The sequence below is a fragment of the Natrinema ejinorense genome, from assembly GCF_002494345.1.
Taxonomy (GTDB): domain Archaea; phylum Halobacteriota; class Halobacteria; order Halobacteriales; family Natrialbaceae; genus Natrinema; species Natrinema longum.
Window position 1 is genome coordinate 3,752,147 of the sequence record NZ_NXNI01000001.1, and the last position, 15,632, is coordinate 3,767,778.

The 15,632-nt window shown below is 65.6% G+C and carries 19 protein-coding genes and 1 tRNA gene; 9 read left to right on the top strand and 11 right to left on the bottom strand.

Annotated elements, in window-relative coordinates; genetic code table 11:
* Position 1: 1 nt before the first annotated feature.
* The gene (locus CP557_RS18340; protein WP_097381235.1) at positions 2-2,122 is read left to right on the top strand and encodes a hypothetical protein; all 2,121 of its coding nucleotides are present in this window, start codon (positions 2-4) and stop codon (positions 2,120-2,122) included.
* A gap of 142 nt (positions 2,123-2,264) precedes the next feature.
* A complete protein-coding gene (locus tag CP557_RS18345) occupies positions 2,265-2,483 on the top strand; it encodes a hypothetical protein (RefSeq protein WP_097381236.1) in 219 nt (72 codons plus the stop codon).
* A 305-nt stretch (positions 2,484-2,788) separates the two neighbouring features.
* Here the strand turns inward: CP557_RS18345 and CP557_RS18350 are convergent.
* Both CP557_RS18350 and trmY read right to left on the bottom strand, forming a co-directional pair.
* Positions 2,789-2,861, bottom strand: a tRNA-Pro gene (locus CP557_RS18350).
* A 103-nt stretch (positions 2,862-2,964) separates the two neighbouring features.
* Positions 2,965-3,567, bottom strand: coding sequence for a tRNA (pseudouridine(54)-N(1))-methyltransferase TrmY (gene trmY, locus CP557_RS18355; protein ID WP_097381237.1), 603 nt, complete (start codon positions 3,565-3,567; stop codon positions 2,965-2,967).
* A 102-nt stretch (positions 3,568-3,669) separates the two neighbouring features.
* On the opposite strand from trmY, the gene CP557_RS18360 reads away from it, so the two are divergent.
* Positions 3,670-3,951: a HalOD1 output domain-containing protein gene (locus CP557_RS18360; protein ID WP_143825094.1), complete on the top strand. Its 282-nt coding sequence runs from the start codon at positions 3,670-3,672 to the stop codon at positions 3,949-3,951.
* Here the strand turns inward: CP557_RS18360 and CP557_RS18365 are convergent.
* On the bottom strand, positions 3,913-4,464 hold the full coding sequence (locus CP557_RS18365) for a metal-dependent hydrolase (protein ID WP_097381239.1): 552 nt from the start codon (positions 4,462-4,464) through the stop codon (positions 3,913-3,915). The genes CP557_RS18360 and CP557_RS18365 overlap by 39 nt on opposite strands.
* Positions 4,465-4,572: 108 nt before the next feature.
* Here CP557_RS18365 and CP557_RS18370 point away from each other — a divergent pair, with 108 nt between their 5' ends.
* Entirely contained in the window at positions 4,573-4,758 is a 186-nt protein-coding gene (locus tag CP557_RS18370; RefSeq protein ID WP_097381240.1) for an HVO_A0556 family zinc finger protein, read from the top strand.
* On the opposite strand, the gene CP557_RS22710 is transcribed toward CP557_RS18370, so the two are convergent.
* From CP557_RS22710 to CP557_RS18385, 4 genes are all read right to left on the bottom strand, one after another.
* Positions 4,755-4,913 (bottom strand): hypothetical protein, encoded by a 159-nt coding sequence (locus CP557_RS22710; protein WP_169924409.1) that lies wholly within the window; start codon positions 4,911-4,913, stop codon positions 4,755-4,757. The genes CP557_RS18370 and CP557_RS22710 overlap by 4 nt on opposite strands.
* Before the next feature lie 77 nt (positions 4,914-4,990).
* Positions 4,991-5,179, bottom strand: a complete 189-nt coding sequence (locus CP557_RS18375; protein WP_097381241.1) for a hypothetical protein — start codon at positions 5,177-5,179, stop codon at positions 4,991-4,993.
* 8 nt (positions 5,180-5,187) lie between these two features.
* The gene (locus CP557_RS18380; RefSeq protein WP_097381242.1) at positions 5,188-5,379 is read right to left on the bottom strand and encodes a DUF7511 domain-containing protein; all 192 of its coding nucleotides are present in this window, start codon (positions 5,377-5,379) and stop codon (positions 5,188-5,190) included.
* A 232-nt stretch (positions 5,380-5,611) separates the two neighbouring features.
* Positions 5,612-6,727 (bottom strand): S1C family serine protease, encoded by a 1,116-nt coding sequence (locus tag CP557_RS18385; RefSeq protein WP_097381243.1) that lies wholly within the window; start codon positions 6,725-6,727, stop codon positions 5,612-5,614.
* A 224-nt stretch (positions 6,728-6,951) separates the two neighbouring features.
* Between CP557_RS18385 and CP557_RS18390 the strand changes: the two genes are divergently transcribed.
* The gene (locus tag CP557_RS18390; RefSeq protein ID WP_097381244.1) at positions 6,952-8,325 is read left to right on the top strand and encodes a tRNA pseudouridine(54/55) synthase Pus10; all 1,374 of its coding nucleotides are present in this window, start codon (positions 6,952-6,954) and stop codon (positions 8,323-8,325) included.
* Between the two features lie 123 nt (positions 8,326-8,448).
* Here the strand turns inward: CP557_RS18390 and CP557_RS18395 are convergent, their stop codons facing one another.
* Entirely contained in the window at positions 8,449-8,748 is a 300-nt protein-coding gene (locus CP557_RS18395; RefSeq protein WP_097381714.1) for a hypothetical protein, read from the bottom strand.
* A gap of 93 nt (positions 8,749-8,841) precedes the next feature.
* Here CP557_RS18395 and rnhB point away from each other — a divergent pair, with 93 nt between their 5' ends.
* Together rnhB and CP557_RS18405 are read left to right on the top strand one after the other, a co-directional pair.
* Positions 8,842-9,513, top strand: a complete 672-nt coding sequence (gene rnhB, locus CP557_RS18400) for a ribonuclease HII (protein WP_097381245.1) — start codon at positions 8,842-8,844, stop codon at positions 9,511-9,513.
* An 83-nt stretch (positions 9,514-9,596) separates the two neighbouring features.
* Positions 9,597-10,250: a trimeric intracellular cation channel family protein gene (locus CP557_RS18405; protein WP_097381246.1), complete on the top strand. Its 654-nt coding sequence runs from the start codon at positions 9,597-9,599 to the stop codon at positions 10,248-10,250.
* Positions 10,251-10,275: 25 nt separating this feature from the next.
* Here CP557_RS18405 and CP557_RS18410 read toward each other — a convergent pair whose 3' ends face one another.
* The 3 genes from CP557_RS18410 to lonB are packed head-to-tail and all read right to left on the bottom strand — an operon-like array spanning position 10,276 to position 13,900.
* The gene (locus CP557_RS18410; protein ID WP_097381247.1) at positions 10,276-10,620 is read right to left on the bottom strand and encodes a hypothetical protein; all 345 of its coding nucleotides are present in this window, start codon (positions 10,618-10,620) and stop codon (positions 10,276-10,278) included.
* Between the two features lie 25 nt (positions 10,621-10,645).
* Positions 10,646-11,713 (bottom strand): CPBP family glutamic-type intramembrane protease, encoded by a 1,068-nt coding sequence (locus tag CP557_RS18415; RefSeq protein WP_097381248.1) that lies wholly within the window; start codon positions 11,711-11,713, stop codon positions 10,646-10,648.
* Positions 11,714-13,900: an ATP-dependent protease LonB gene (gene lonB, locus CP557_RS18420; protein ID WP_097381249.1), complete on the bottom strand. Its 2,187-nt coding sequence runs from the start codon at positions 13,898-13,900 to the stop codon at positions 11,714-11,716.
* 300 nt (positions 13,901-14,200) lie between these two features.
* Here lonB and CP557_RS18425 point away from each other — a divergent pair, with 300 nt between their 5' ends.
* Positions 14,201-14,719 carry a nicotinamide-nucleotide adenylyltransferase gene (locus CP557_RS18425; RefSeq protein ID WP_097381250.1) on the top strand — a complete coding sequence of 173 codons (519 nt, stop codon included), beginning with the start codon at positions 14,201-14,203 and terminating at the stop codon, positions 14,717-14,719.
* A gap of 61 nt (positions 14,720-14,780) precedes the next feature.
* Positions 14,781-15,620, top strand: a complete 840-nt coding sequence (locus CP557_RS18430) for an SAM hydrolase/SAM-dependent halogenase family protein (protein ID WP_097381251.1) — start codon at positions 14,781-14,783, stop codon at positions 15,618-15,620.
* Positions 15,621-15,632 lie beyond the last annotated feature (12 nt).

Below are 15,632 nucleotides of genomic sequence, written 5' to 3' on the forward strand. Positions count from 1 at the left end.
CGTGACCGACGATGCGGTGGCGGAGCTGGATCGACGAACGGTCCTCAGTGCGGTCGCCGGACTCGGTGGGGTCGCCGTTGCCGGCTGTTCGGCGTTCGAGCGGGAGACCGACGGGCAGACGACCCAGGTCGACGCGGACAGGGCTCGAGCGTTAGCGACGCGGTTCGCCCCGTCGTTCTATTTCGATACCCACGAGCCGTGGTTTCCGACGGATCCACGACCGTATAGCAGCGAACGCGACGGCGAGACGGTGGTCACTGGATTCGACGCCTTCGACGGCTACCACGAACGGTACAGTGATGGCGAGCCGCCGAACCCGACGGTGTTCTATCACGCCGTCGAGTACGAGGAGTCGCCGCTGGCAGTCGTCCAGTTCTGGTGTTACTCGGCGTTCGATCAGTTCACGACCAATTTCCACTGGCACGACTGGGAGGTACTTCACGTCTTCGTCGATACGGAGACCGAGGGGCCCCAACTGTACGTCGCCAGCTCCCACTCCCGAACCGTTCCCAACAACGAGTTTCTGGATCCCGAGCCCGACATGACGCCCCGAATCCTCTCGGAACTGGGCTCGCACTCGAGTGCGCTTTCGGTCAACGACGTAGCCGACCGCTTCCAGCGGGTCGCCGTCGAGGACCTGCTCGCAGACATCACGAACACGGCTCTCGAGGGGATCGAGGACCTCGCCGATATCCCGCTGGCCTACGGGCTGCCACGCGACGAGGGATCGACGCTTCCCTATCTCGTCCCGGAGTACGAGGGCCAACCGATATACGATCACGAGAAGTTGCCGTCCGTCACCCGCGAGTCGCTGATCACCGACGAGCTAACCGTCCGTTCGTTCGACGCACTGACGTCACCGCCGACTGATCTCCCGGCGCGGGAAACTGGACTCGTCTTCCAGCACCGTGATCGGACGGGCGAGGCCGACATCGAGTACGAGCTGGTTCCGAGCGCCGATCTCGAGCATATCACGGCGTTTACCGGGCCACAGTTGAGCTTCGAGTTCTCGGTTCCGGATCAGGTCGAAGACGCCCTCGCTGGCCATCTCACGACGACGGGGACGCCGTGGAGCCAGCCTCGCTACGAGAACCCGGCGGCGGACATCTCCGTCCCGACCCATCGAACGGCCCTGGCCGATCGGTACGATGCCATCGGCGAGGCCGCACCGATCAACACCGTCGTCAGCCGCGTTACGGAAACGATCACGGCCGAGGACGCACCAGCCGACGAAGGCCTGACCACGACCGACACGAGCCTCGAGGCGGTCGCCCTGCTCGAAAGCGATCCCGAGGCGGTCCCGACGTTCGGCGGCGTCGCCGTCGTACAGGGTGTTCCGGCCGGTGACCATCGACTGACGGTCAACAGTGCCGGTCGCGCGCCACACAGCGAGCGAGTCTCCGTTTCGGCGGCCGGAACCACGACGGTTGCCGGCGTCGACGGCGAGATCCCGCTGGTCGCTCGCGACCGGGCGACGAAACTCGAGGTCGGCGACGAGACGGCGGCGACCGATCTCGCGGCGGTGGCCGTCGAAGACGATTTCGCCGGGCGACTGTACGAGTCGTCGGTCGACGGGAGCGACGCCGTTTACGTTCACGACGGCGGAGCCTACACGACCGAGGTTCGGGACGGCGACGACGCCATCGGGGCCTATCGGGTCAACCCGGATCCCGGGGCCAAAGGGGCGGTTCGCATCGAGCGGCCGGAGACCGGGAAAGCCTCGCTCGCCGAGTTCGTGGTGGACGTCGCCGAGGAGACCAGGGCGGCGGTCGCGGCCCTCGGCGACGACGAAGCGGGTGGCAGTGGTCCGACCGACGATGACGACACAGCGGACGATGCCACCGACGAAAGCCGTGGCTCCTCGAACGCCGTCACCGGACTCGAGCGCGCTCTCGCGGCCGTGGTCGACGCTGCACGGCGAGCCGCCGAACGCGCACGCGATGGGGACCGAGGCAACGCCGACAGACAACTCGAGACCGTACTCGAGCGACTCGAGCGCGTGTCGGAGCGACTCGCCGAGGCCCGTGACGAGGTGCCCGAGTCGCTCTCGAACGCATCAGAGAACCGACTCGAGCAAGCGACACGCCGTTCCGAACAGGCGAAGGAAGCCACGAAACTCTAACGAGTCTCACTGGCGAGCGCAGTCCTCGAGACCGACGATCCGCAGACCGCCGTCTACGAGAACTCGATCGTTGGCTACGCGTAACCCTGGGTACTTTCCCCATGGGTGTCGTTGACACAGTACATCGAGTGGATCAATTTCAGTGACACGATCGAACGACGATAGAGAGAAGGCGGCCGGTATTTGTAACAACTGCGGTGAACTCTTCACGGTGTGGGCCCAGCAGGACGGGAGTATCCGACCGGTGAGCCCCCACAACGCCTGTTCGTGTGAGGCCCCGTCTCCACGGGTCGTCGACGAGAACGAAATCTTCGACGACGAGGTCTCCGGAGGGGAGGAGAGGAGGGATTCCGGCACTTGATCCAGTCGTCTCGTTCGATCCGAGTCGGGAACCGGACTGGCTCGGCCCAGAATCCCGGCAGCTAATTGGACACTCTCAGTGGGAATGCCTGTCCGTGACGGGCGATCGGCTGATCGAGACTGTACTCCCGAGTTCTCGTGTTACGACGTGGGAACAGCGGGCCGGCGCAGATGGCGAACAGATGTGAGACGGTCGCGCTCACCACGTTCGCGCGCTGCGACTCGCGTGTGCGACTCTTTGTGGCTACAGTTTCCACGCACCGCAGACTCGTCGCTCCGTTCGTCGTCGTAAAATGCGGGAGAAAGTGGGCCGGCGCAGATTCGAACTGCGGTTACGGCCACCCGAAGGCCGAAGGATACCAAGCTACCCCACCGGCCCGCATGTCGAGTGTACGCGTCCGGTCGTTTAACGCTTCCGAAACCCACCGTCGGACCGCCCGAGGGGACGCCGATCCCTCGAGCCCAATCCCCCGGAAACACCCTCAAAACCGCTCGTAGCCGTCCGTATCGAGATAGTGGTGGACGACCGTGATCGCCTGATCCGCGTGCAGTAATTCGGGTCCGAGTCGAAGCCGCCGGTCGGCGAACGCCTCGAGGACCGTCGTTTCGTCGTCGCTGAAGTCACGGTGATCCGACAACACGAAGATCGGATCTGCGAGTGCGTCTTTCCCCACGTCGACGACCGCCTCGCCGTCCTCGTGGAGCTGGACGATCGGCCCGTCGTCGGCGATTGCCTCGAGTGTGGCCTCGAACCCGCGACGGTAGAGTTCGATCCCGGGGCTGGGTTCGGCGGGCAGTGCACCGATCGCGTCGTCGCGGTGCTCGAGGGCCGTGCGAACGAGCGCGGCGGTGCTTCGCTCGTCGGGATTGAGTCGCCGGAGGTCGCTCCCGTCGAAGGTGATCGTGAACTCGTCCTGGACGATCAGGTGGACGCGAACGGCCTCGCGGATCCCATGAGAGGTGACGAACGACGCGGTGATCGACCGGCAGAGGGCGTCGAGACGGCCGGCACCGCCTGCGAGGTCGTCGAGCGAGAAGTTCCCGTCGGTGGGCACGTCGTGACCGATGAGTACGAACTGGCGCATAGGGACGCAACGGCGACGGTCGGAATAGCTCCCACGATTCGTCTCGAGCGGCTTCGACGCGTATAGTCCACGCTATATTGGGTGGAACTGTAAATACTATCTGTGCTTAAAGTGCAGGGCGTCGCGGCCGTCGATGGGTGCTCGAGGAGCGACCGGGGACGGCCCTACGAGCAGGTCGAGACGGACGCGATGATCGACCTGTTCGAACACGCTGTCGCGAACGATCGAGACATCGATTTCGAGTTCACGGTCGACGACTATACGGTCGTCGTCACGAGTGAGGGGACCGTCCCTGTCCCCGATGGCTCGTCCGGCACCGAACTCCGGTCGAGTGAGCGATCGAGGTCAAACGTTCGGTCGGCGCTCGAGGACGACCCGGGCTAGCCCGAGTCCGGGCGCACCGTCGCGGTACCAGCTCACGACGGCGACGGCAAAGAGACCGAACTGGACCCACTCGTAGGTACCCATCGCGTAGTAGTGGAGGATCGCATCGAAAATGCCGGCCACGGGGTCTTCGGGTGGCTGTTCGAGGATCGGCCACAGGAGATACGACGCGCTCGCGAACTCCCCCGAGAGGACGCCGGGTGGCACGTCCGCGCAGAGATGCGAGCAGTAGCCGGCGAGAAATGCCATGCCAACCGCACGGCGCTCGAGTCGACCCGCGATGGCGCGGACGAGCGGAACGAGGACGGCGACGACGAGAAGCGAGTGTGAGAGGGTTCGACCGCCGGGCAAGAGCCCGAAATTCCACGCGAGGGGTTTGTCGATCAGGTCGGGCGTCTGTGAGCCGATCGCGAGCGCGATCGTCGGGATGGCACGCGGGGGGCTATCGAATCGGCGATGGGTCACAGCCGTGTACAGGAGATAGGCGACGGCGAGGTGTCCCCAGGGCCACATCCTGCGGGCGTACAGCGGAGACGGACATAGGCGCTTCGACTCGAACGTCGGTGGCCACTGCATAGGCATGGCCAACCGTTTCCCCCGTCTCCCGTATGCAGTGACTACATGGCAAAATCAGAGCCCTCGCAGTCGGGCGGCGACCGACGGTTGCTCGCGATGCTCGAGGGGCGGTCCTGTCACCACTGTTCGGAGGGCGAACTCGAGCGGGCAAGCTACAAGGACAACAGGGCGGTCATCTGTGACAGCTGTGGGACGCCACGGGTACAGCTCTGGTCGGTCCCGCTCGATTAGCGCTCGAACGCATCGATCCAGCCCTCACTACTGCGAACGGCACACCAGTCGCTGTGGGCGTCGTAACAGCGCGAATCCATTGACTTGCCACAGCGACACCAGTGTTGTGCGTCGCCGGGAACGGATCGGTGACAGAGCGGACAGCGCGTTTTCATGTGGGTCGATACCACGGGACTGTACGTAGTGCTTTTCTGCGCACAACTGACCAGTTCCGGAGTGGACCGGAACCGGCTCACCGTGATCGCGATCCCGAGTAGTCGTGGCCGACGACGAGAGCGAGCGCGTGAAGCGCCAGCAGACCGACGAACAGCGACAGGCGACTGATCGAGTCGATTCCGGTGAGAATCACGGGGAGATAGACGACCGGCAACAGGGTTCCGATCCAGAATCCGGCGGCGGTGACGGAGTAGTGCAGACGCATCGTCGGACCTATCGCATTGACTGGAGGTCGACGAACGAGTCGTCGTGGGCCGTGATCCAGTTGGTCATCAGTTCGTCCTCGCTAGCCCCATGCGGGAAAATCGCACACTCGTCGGGAGCGTTGTCGTTTTCGATCGTCACGTGATCGAGCTGGACAGTCGGTTCCTCGCTATCTGGCAGGTGAACGTCGGCATCGGTCATGGGGTATCAGGCGACGGATACTCGCGCCGGACACTGCTACCGGAGCCGATACCATTGTTATCGAGATGCTAATCCAACGATCCGGGGCGATAGGCCCCGGTTCCGTGCCGATTGCAGTCGGTCAACCGCACGAGCGAGACCGTGACGAGAACTGACGTGTACGAGCGTGCTACGAACCGAACCGGGCGGAAATCGCTCCGAACGAGACGGCGTAACGACACGTTTCGACCGATTATCTCGATATTGCCGGCCTGGAATCAAGCGTCAGTTCGCGTGTGATCGTCTCCCCGTCCCGTCGCAGACGAATCGTGACCGTGTCTCCGGGACTGGTCTCGAGTGCGAGATACGTCGCGAGTGCGTGATGGTCGGGGATCGGGTGCCCGTCCATCGCGAGGACGACGTCGCCGCCGACGGGGAGCGATTCGCCGCGTCGCTGGACGGTTCCTGTGGACGGCTGCAAGACACCGTCCGCACCGGAGCCGTCGACGACGTCCGTGACGATGACCCCTGTCGCCGCCTCGAGGTCGTTTGCTTCGGCGACGAGGCGGTCGACGGGTCTGTGTTCGATCCCCATATCGGAGTGGTCGTACGAGCCGGTCTCGACGAGCGCCGGGATCACGCGTTCGGCGAGCGCCGCCGAGATCGCGAAGCCGATGTTGTCGCCGCCGCCGGAGTTGATCACCCCGACGACGTCGCCCTCGAGGTCGACGAGCGGACCGCCGCTGTTGCCGGGATTGACGGCGGCGTCGGTCTGGACGACGTTCGGGTAGGCGAACTGCCGCTCGGGGAAGTCCAGCGTCCGGTCGACGCCACTGACGATTCCGGTCGACATCGTCCCCTCGAGCCCGTAGGGGTTGCCGACGGCGGCGACCTGCTGCCCGACGACGGGCCGTCGGTCGGTCAGGGAGAGCGGCGTCACCCCGTCGGGAACGTGGTCGACCTCGAGGACGGCCAGATCGCTGTGATAGTCGCGACCGGCGAGCGTGGTGCTCGTCCAGTCGCCGGTGATGTACTGGAGGTCGGCCACCTCGCCGTCGGCGATGACGTGGTCGTTGGTGACGACGTGACGCTCGTCGTAGAGAAATCCCGACCCCTGCCCACGCCCCTCCGCGCCGGTAGCAGGGTCCTCGATACCGAACACGCGGACCTGGGTGACCGTTTCGATAATCGCGTTGTAGAGGTCCGTAAAGGCGGATCCCGCCGCGAGGTTCTCTCGGTCGATCGTATAGGACGAGTCACCCTCGATCGAACTGTCGACTCGGGGCTCGGCACAGCCGGCGACTGCACCGGCGAGCCCGGCGCTCGCGGCCGCGAGAAACGAGCGCCGACCCAGTCGGGAATCGTGCATGGTCGGGGGATAGGATCGAATCCATTTGAATCTCCGGACTCGGAGACGAGTCCGTGACCGTGCAGGCGACTGCTCGGCGGGAGGGCGTTCTCTCCCCGATCTCACAGCGGTCGCCGTGGCTACGCTCGCCCGCGTCCGAGGTATCCCGGTCGGCGGGTCCGGACAGCGACGGCCGCCCCGGCGAAGGGAAAACGTGTTACCCGCGGCTCCCCCACTCTCGAGACATGATCACGGAAGACGCCCGCGCGTTGCTGGCGACCGGAGCCGTCTGTGACTCCTGTCTCGGGCGGCCCTTCGCCGAGCGGAGTTTCGGGCTGACCAACGCCGAACGCGGTCGGGCGCTACGGACGACGGTCGCGCTGGCCGACGACGAGGACTTCGAGCCCACCGATCCCGCGGATTGCTGGGTCTGTGAGGGGTATTGTGGCACGTTCGACGCCATCGCCGAGACGATCGTCGAGGCCCTCGAGGGCGTCGACTTCGCCACCTATCAGGTCGGCACACGGGTGCCGCCGCTGGTCGAGGAGAACGAGCGACTCTTCCGGGAGGACGCCGGCCTCGAGCCCGATGTCGGCGAGTCGATCAAGCGCGAAATGAACCGCGAAGTGGGACGACGCGTCGGTGCGAAAACGGACACCGAGGTCGACTTCGATCGGCCCGACGTCCTCGCCGTCGTCGATCTCGAGGGGTTCGATCCGCGCGAAACCCTCGAGTCGGGAACCGTCACGAGCCACGCGGTCGACGTCCAGATCAACCCCGCGTTCGTCTACGGCCGGTATCGCAAACTCGAGCGCGACATCCCACAGACGGAGTGGCCCTGTCGGGAGTGTGGCGGCAGCGGGATCCAACTGGGCGACGGCGGCGAGGAGCCCTGCGAGTACTGCGGCGGCTCCGGGTATCTGTACGACACGAGCGTCGAACAGGTCGTTCGCCCCCACGTCGTCGCGGCCATGAACGGCGACGAGGGCACCTTCCACGGCGCGGGACGGGAGGACGTCGACGCCCGCATGCTCGAGGGCGGCCGGCCGTTCGTCCTCGAGGTGAAACGACCGAAGACGCGCGATCCCGATCCCGAAACGCTCGAGCGCGAGATCAACGAGGCCGCCGACGGGGCAGTCGAGGTCTCGGGGCTCCGGCTGGCGACCTACGAGATGGTCGAGCGCGTCAAGGAACACGACGCGAGCAAACAGTACCGGGCCGACGTCGAGTTCGCGGCGCCGGTCGACGAAGACGCCCTCGAGACGGCGCTCGCCGAACTCGAGGGGACGACCGTCGATCAGTACACCCCCGAACGAGTCGACCACCGGCGAGCCGGACTGACCCGCGAGCGGACGGTGTACGGGATCGGCGCCGATCTCCGCTCGCCGACCGAGGCCGAAGTCCGGATCCACGGTGAAGGCGGCCTCTACGTGAAGGAACTCGTCAGCAGCGACGACGGCCGGACCGAGCCGAGCCTGGCGGGCGTCCTCGAGACCGAGGCCGAAGTGACGGCACTGGACGTGACCGCCGTCGAAGGCGAAGACGAGCCGTTCGAACGCGAGGAGTACTTCCTGGACGAGCCACGCGACGACGGCGAGACGGCATCGGGAGACGCCTGAGACGGTTTCGCTGTCACTGGTTCCCGGCCTACCCCACCGCGGGTCGCGGCTGAGCCGGCACTGACCGACAGGAGTCCGTCTGAAACCCCCCGGTTCGGCCACGCGGCCTGCGCCGTCTCGCGCCTACGGTTCGGCGAGTTCGTCGACGACCGAGTCCTCGAGGTGGCGTTTGAGAACGCGGAAATCCGCCGCTCGCTTCCGACCCACCACCGCAGTCAGTTCCTCGAACGTGATTTCGTCGTCGTAGTATGCGGCAGCGACCTCCTGCTCGAGCGCGCCGTCACGGACGCGTTCGAGGTAGTCTTCGAGCGCAGCGACGAGGAGCCCGGACCGGCTCGCTCCGAGCGCAGTCGAGAGAACGCCCGCCGGCTCGAGGAGTCGAGTCGGGACATCGAGTTCGATTGCTTCCGTCTCCGAATTCACGACACGCCGTTTCGCGCCCACGGATAAATATCGTGTGACACGTCCGGGACCGACAACGCAACGGTTTAGCACGCGGCGACGGATCCACGGAGTATGCCATTCGGCGTCGACGAAGCCGGCAAGGGCCCAGCCCTGGGATCGATGTTCGCCGCGGCCGTCTTCCTCGAGGACCCGGCCGACCTCCCCGACGGAATCAGGGATTCGAAACGACTCACGCCCGATCGACGCGACGAACTGGCGGCGATCCTGCGGGACGACGATGGGATCGCGGTCGGCGTCGCCGAAGTCACGCCGGCGCGGATCGACGACCCCGAGACGGACATGAACTCGCTTGCGGTCGCAGCCCACGGGGAGGCGATCGAGGACGCCCTCGCGGAGTTCGAACGGGACGTCGCCACGAACGATCCGATAACGGGACTCTGTGACGCCTGCGACACCGACGCCGACCGGTTCGCACGCCGGGTCGCGGCGGCCTGCTCGCTCGAGTCGATCGCCGTCGACGCGCGTCACGGTGCCGACGACGAGTCGCCGCTGGTCGGCGCGGCGAGTATCGTCGCCAAGGTCGAACGCGACGCACACGTCGCCGCCCTCGCCGACGAGTACGGGGAGATCGGCAGCGGCTATCCGGGCGATTCGACCACCCGCGAGTTCCTCGCGGCGTACGTCGACGAACACCGCGAACTCCCACCGTTCGCACGCGAATCGTGGTCGACCTGCGAAGACGCGCTCGCCGCGGCCGAACAGACCGGCCTCGAGCAGTTTTAGCGTCTGTCGTCCCCGTCGCGTCCCCGATGGAGCGCGCTGACGATGCGTAGCGCTCAAGACGCTCGCTGGCCTTGACGAAACCAGTGGTACGAGAGGTGGCTGCAGCGCTGTTCGTCGATCCGTTCGCCGCGATGAACGCGATCGGACTCGTCGCGTTCGCGCTGGTCGGGGCGACCAAGGCGATCCGCGAGGAGTTCGACCTGTTCGGCGTCACCGTCGTCGGACTCGTCACGGCGTTCGCCGGCGGCGCGACGCGAGACATCCTCGTCAATCGGGTGCCACTAGCGCTGCAGTCGCCGGTCGAGATCGCCCTCGGATTGGCCGGCGTGGCGCTGGCGATCGGCGTGAGCGTCGCCGTCGATTCGGCTGACGATCATCCGATTACGCTGCTCTCCGACGCCGTCGGACTCGCCGCGTTCGCCACGGCCGGTGCTATCGTCGCGACCGACGTCGGCGTCTCGGGGTTTGGCGTCGTCACGATCGCAACGATCAACGCCGTCGGCGGCGGTGCGTTCGCGGACATCCTGCTGGACCGATCGCCGTTCATTCTGCTCGAGGACTTCTATGCGAGTTGTGCAGTACTCGGCGGTGGGACCTACTGGGTGGTCGTCCTCCTGGGAGCCTCCGGGAGCGTCGCCGCGGCGATCTGTGCAGCGGTGACGGTCGGAACGCGCATCGCCGCCGTCACCTACGGCTGGCGGCTTCCGACGGCACAGGTGCTTCGGACGAGCGCGTGATCGACGACCGAGAGCGGTTCCCGTTTCAGTTCGCACGCCAGAGCGCGTAGACGTAGCAGCCGACCCCGAGAAAGACCAGCAGCGACGAGAGCGCGTTGAGGGCTGCCGACCGCGTGACGACGGCACCGAAGGTGAACACGCCGCCGGCGACGAGACAGCCCGCAGCCACGGCCAGCACCGATCGCGGTTCGCGACGCTGACCGTACAGCATCGCTCCCACGGCGATCGCGATGACGCCGAAGCCCAGTTCCGCAACGGTCGCCGCCAGCGGATCGTTCGTGATCGTGGCGTAGGCTATCACGACGAAGTAGCCGACGATCAGGGCAGTGATCGCTCGAGAGCGCGCCGTCGATCCGGCAGTCACGTCCATGACTCGATCAATCGGCTCCCATGCTTTAGCCTTCGAGGGTTTCGGCCCACTCGAGACCGATCCCTTCGTGGACGACGAACTCGAGGGCGTTGACGAGGTAGTGAGCGACGACGACGACCAGCAGGCTCCCGGTGACGATGAAGACGACCGCGAGGACGAACCCGAGGAGGCCGGTGACGACGATCCCGATCGAGCCCTGCATGCCGTGGCCGAGCGCGAACGCGATCGACGAGCCGACCGCGAGCAGCCACGGCGAGAGGCCGAAGCCGGCGGCGGGGACGCCGATCAGCGCCGCCCGAAAGAGAAACTCCTCGAAGACGGCGATGATCGGGAGGACGCCGCCCAACAGGAGCAGCCAGTCGCCGGTCGAATCGGGCGCTAAGAGCTCCCGCAGGTCCTCGTCGTGATCGAAGCCGAGGTGGGTCGCCGCCGCCGCGGCGAGTTCGTTCCCGACGTAGACGACGACGCCGACCGCGATCCCCCAGCGCAGTCCCGTCTCGAGGGCCGATACGGAGGCGTCGATCCCCAGCGCCGACGGCGGAATCGCCGTGTAGACCGCCGCGCCGAGTAACACGAGCGCGAACAGGCCCTGCGAGAAGGCCACGTTCGCCAGGACCATCCCGGTCGACAGCGAGTCCGGATCGACGTCCCGATCGAGCCGTCCCCGTCGATCGTCACCGAGAGCGGCGGTGGGGCCCTCCCTCGAGCCGTCGGAGGCAGTCGCGGGGTTGCGGTTGCTCTCGTCATCGGGGGTGTTAGTGCTGTTCGTGCGCTCATCACCGGTACCGTTCGTGCGGTGCGCTGGGTCGAGGGTCGACGACTGCTCCGCTGGCCGGACGGCTCGGTCGGACTCCCGGTTTTCAGGGACGGATCCGTCCCCGTCGGCATCGGCTGGTGGTTCGTGAGGTCGGGGGCTCGAGTCGGTGGGTGTGGCGTCGGAATCGGTCTCGAACGACGCGTCAGCCCGGGCCTCGGGCTCGTCGCTGGGGGCCGCGGGGCCGTCGCTAAACGCCGATTGGGTCAGATGCGATAAAACGAGCAGCACTACGAGGACGACGCCCGTAATCCCGACGAACGTCGCCCACTGGGGCATTTACTGTGGGCTGGGGTTCGAGCCGCCGGCGGAGCCGACGGTGCCCTGGTCGAACGCCGTCCCGGTGATCGACTTGAGCCGATCGACCAGCGAGTCCTTCTTGGGTTCGCCCATCAGGGCGACGTCGAGGACTTCGCTGATGTTCGCACAGGGGATGATCTCGATCATCTCCTCGTACTCCTCTTCGATCATCACGTCCTGCTTGTTCGCTTCAGGGATGATGACCTTGGTACAGCCGGCCTTGGCGGCGGCTTCGATCTTGTGGGTGACCCCGCCGACCGGCAACACGTCGCCCCGAACCGACAGCGAGCCGGTCATGGCGACCGACTGGTCGACCGGGATGTTCTCGAGGGCACTGATGACGGCGGTCGCCACCGTGATGGAGGCGGAGTCGCCGTCGACGCCCTGTTGCCCGGCCTGGACGAACTGGATGTGGATGTCCTTCTCCGAGAGATCGACGTCGGAGAACTTCTTGATGATCGCGGAGACGTTCTGGACCGATTCCTCGGCCATCTCCTGGAGTTTGCCGGTCGCGATCACTTGACCGCCACCCTGTGCGGGGGCGATTTCGGCCATGACCGGGAGCATGATACCCGAGTCCTCGCCCATGACCGCGAGGCCGTTGACGCGGCCCTCGACGCCGCCTTCGTTGACCTGCAGTTCGTAGTCCTTGCGGCGCTCGATGTAGTCGTCGGCGAGTTGCTGTTCGATCGAGCGCGAGCGTCGCTTGGCCTGCAAGACGTCGTCCCGGGTGGTGTACTCCTTGTCCTCGGCGCGGGCGATGTCGCCGGCGACGCGGACCAGCCCACCGAGGCTGCGGAACAACAGCGTGAGGTGGTTCTTCCGGCCCGAACGGCGCTTGGCCTCGAGGATGACTTCCTCGACGGCGTCGTCGGTGAAGTGTGGCAGGCGGCCGTCGCGTTCGACCTCCTGGGCGATGAAGCGGGCGTACTTGCGCCGCATCTCGGGGGTGTCCTCGATGGTGTCGTCCATGTAGACCTCGTAGCCGTACCCTTTGATCCGGTTGCGGAGCGCGGGGTGCATGTTCTCCATGGCGTCGAGGTTCCCGGCAGCGACCATGATGAAGTCACAGGGGACGGGTTCGGTCTGGACCATCGCGCCCGAGGAGCGCTCGGACTGGCCCGTGATGGCGAACTCGCCTTCCTGGATGGCCGTCATCAGCTTCTGCTGGGTGCGGATGTCGAGCGTGTTGATCTCGTCGACGAACAGCACGCCCTTGTTGGACTTGTGGATCGACCCCGGCTCGACGCGGTCGTGACTCGGGGTCTCCATGCCGCCGGACTGGAAGGGGTCGTGACGGACGTCGCCCAGCAGTGCACCGGCGTGGGCACCGGTCGCGTCCTCGAAGGGCGCGACGCGCTGATCGCCGTTGTTGACGATCATGTTGGGCACCATCGCGTCCGAGCCACGACTGGTGTAGCGGAAGATCAGCCAGATGATCCCTGCCGCGAGGACGCCGAGCAGAATGCTGGCGGGGCTGAGGATCGCGTAGCCGATGACGACCGCGATGATGATCCACATCAGGATCGAGCGCATCTGGTTGCGCTTGCGGGCCTCCTCCTTGTGGGCGTCGATGATCTGTTCGCCTTTCCCGGCGGGAACGGTGCGAACCTTCGGCTCGTTGCCGTCGTCGGGGTTGTGGTAGACTAAAACGTCCTGGAGATCCTCCTTGGGAAGCAGCTGACTCATCGCCTTCGCCAGCATCGACTTGCCGGTCCCCGGCGAGCCGATCATCATGACGTGTCGGCGCTGCTTGGCTGCTTTAATGATGATATCTCGTGCCTCGTCCTGGCCGATGACCTGATCGACGAGCCGATCGGGGACCTCGATGTCCTCGGTCGAATCGATCTTCAGACCGCCCAGAAGGTCGTCCTCGGCGATCTCCTCGTCGACCTCGACGCCGGGATCGACCTCGACCGTGCTCCCGAGGTCCTCGACGGTCTCGATGTCGTCGTCCTCGTCGTCGGACGGCGTCTCGAATTCGTCGATCGGGTCGTCCTCGTCGGAGGCCGGATCGAAGTCCTCGATCGGGTCGTCGACGTCGTTGTGGCGGTCACCGTCCTCCTCGAGCGGCGACCGGTCTCCCTGACGCTCGGGCTCGTTCTCGTCGGGGCGAGCGTCCGAAGCGTCTTCGGGAGGGTCGTCAACGTTCGTATCGTTACTCATAGAACTCTGTTCAGTACCTGATTCGAAGGGATTGGGACTGATATACTTTCTCCATGCGGAGGATGGTGTCAGTTGCGGATACCGGGGGGAACAGCGGCCGTGGATGGGAATCAGCGCACAACACCGATCTCTTTAATACGATGTTACTATAATTGGAATATTCTGTTGAGTGATCAGTCTCGATCGAACACTGTCGGTGAGGGGTGGTAACTGATTATGTCCAGACACGAACGATGCGTCGACACCGCGACTCCTCGGAAACTCGCCACGCTTAAGCGCTGTGCCCGTACAGTGTCCGGCATGACTCGGGGGTTCTATATCGGTCGGTTTCAGCCCTTTCACAATGGCCACCGGAGCATGGTCGAACAGATCGCCGCGGACGTCGACGAACTCGTCCTCGGAATCGGCAGCGCCGACGACTCGCATACCGTTCGGAACCCGTTTACCGCGGGCGAACGGATCATGATGATCACGAAATCGCTCGTCGATTACGATCTCGTCACGTACGCGGTCCCGATCGAGGACCTCGAGCGAAACTCGGTGTGGGTGAGCCACGTCCAGAGCATGAGTCCCGACTTCGACGTCGCCTACTCGAACAACCCGCTGGTGATCCAACTCTTTCGTGAGGCCGATATCGACATCCGCCAGTCGCCGATGTTCAACCGCGAGGTCCTCGAGGGGTCGGAGGTCCGCGAGCGGATGATCAACGATGGCGACTGGGAGTCGCTCGTCCCCGATGCCGTCGTCGAGGTCGTCGACGAGATCGACGGCCTCGAGCGCATCCAGATGGTCAGCGACTCGGACTCGAACGGGGAGTAGCGGTCCATCCTCGGCGACGCCGAGGCGTATCGATTTTCACCGATCGTCTCGTAGGGCGATCATGATCACCCTCGCGTCCGATTTCGGCACGCCGTATCCGGCGGCGATGAAGGGCGTCTTGTTGCAGCGAACGGACGCCAGATTGGTCGACGTCGCACACGATTTCCCCCGGCAAGACGTCCGGACGGCCGCGTTCTGGCTTCGAGAGGTTTTGCCGTACTTCCCGCCTGCGACCCATCTCGTCGTCGTCGATCCCGGCGTCGGAACCGACCGGAAGGGCATCGTTCTCCGTGCCGGTGGGCACCTGCTCGTGGGCCCGGACAACGGCGTTTTGCTCCCTGCGGCTCGGCGGCTCGCGGGCGGGGCGGATCGACTCGACACGTTCGTGATCGACGAGCGGACGCTCGGCCCCGTCGAACCGACGACGGCCGTGGAATCCGTCCGCGAGTCGGCGACGGATCGGCCACCGGCGAGTAACACGTTCCACGGACGGGACGTCTTCGCACCCGCCGCCGCCGGCGTTCACGAGGCCGATATCGACGCACTCGAGTCCCTCGAGTGGCTCGAGTCGGGATCAGTGGGCGTCGATCTCGAGCTTCCCCGAGCCGTCATCGAGAACGAGCGAGTGACGGGCGAGGTGGTGGTGGTCGACGGCTTCGGCAACGTCGTCACGAACGTTCCGGGTTCGTATCTCGACGGACGAGAACGGGTCGTCGCGAACGGGGCCATCGTTCCGGTGGGCGAGACGTTCGCAGCCGTCCCCGTCGGAGACCGACTCGCGACCGTCGGGAGCCACGGCTCCGTCGAACTCGACGTCAATCAGGGGCGTGGCGACGAGGCCTTCGGCCTCGCGCCCGGCGATCGGGTCGTCCTCGAGCCCGCCAGCCCGTCCCCCAACTGACTCGGGCCGGTC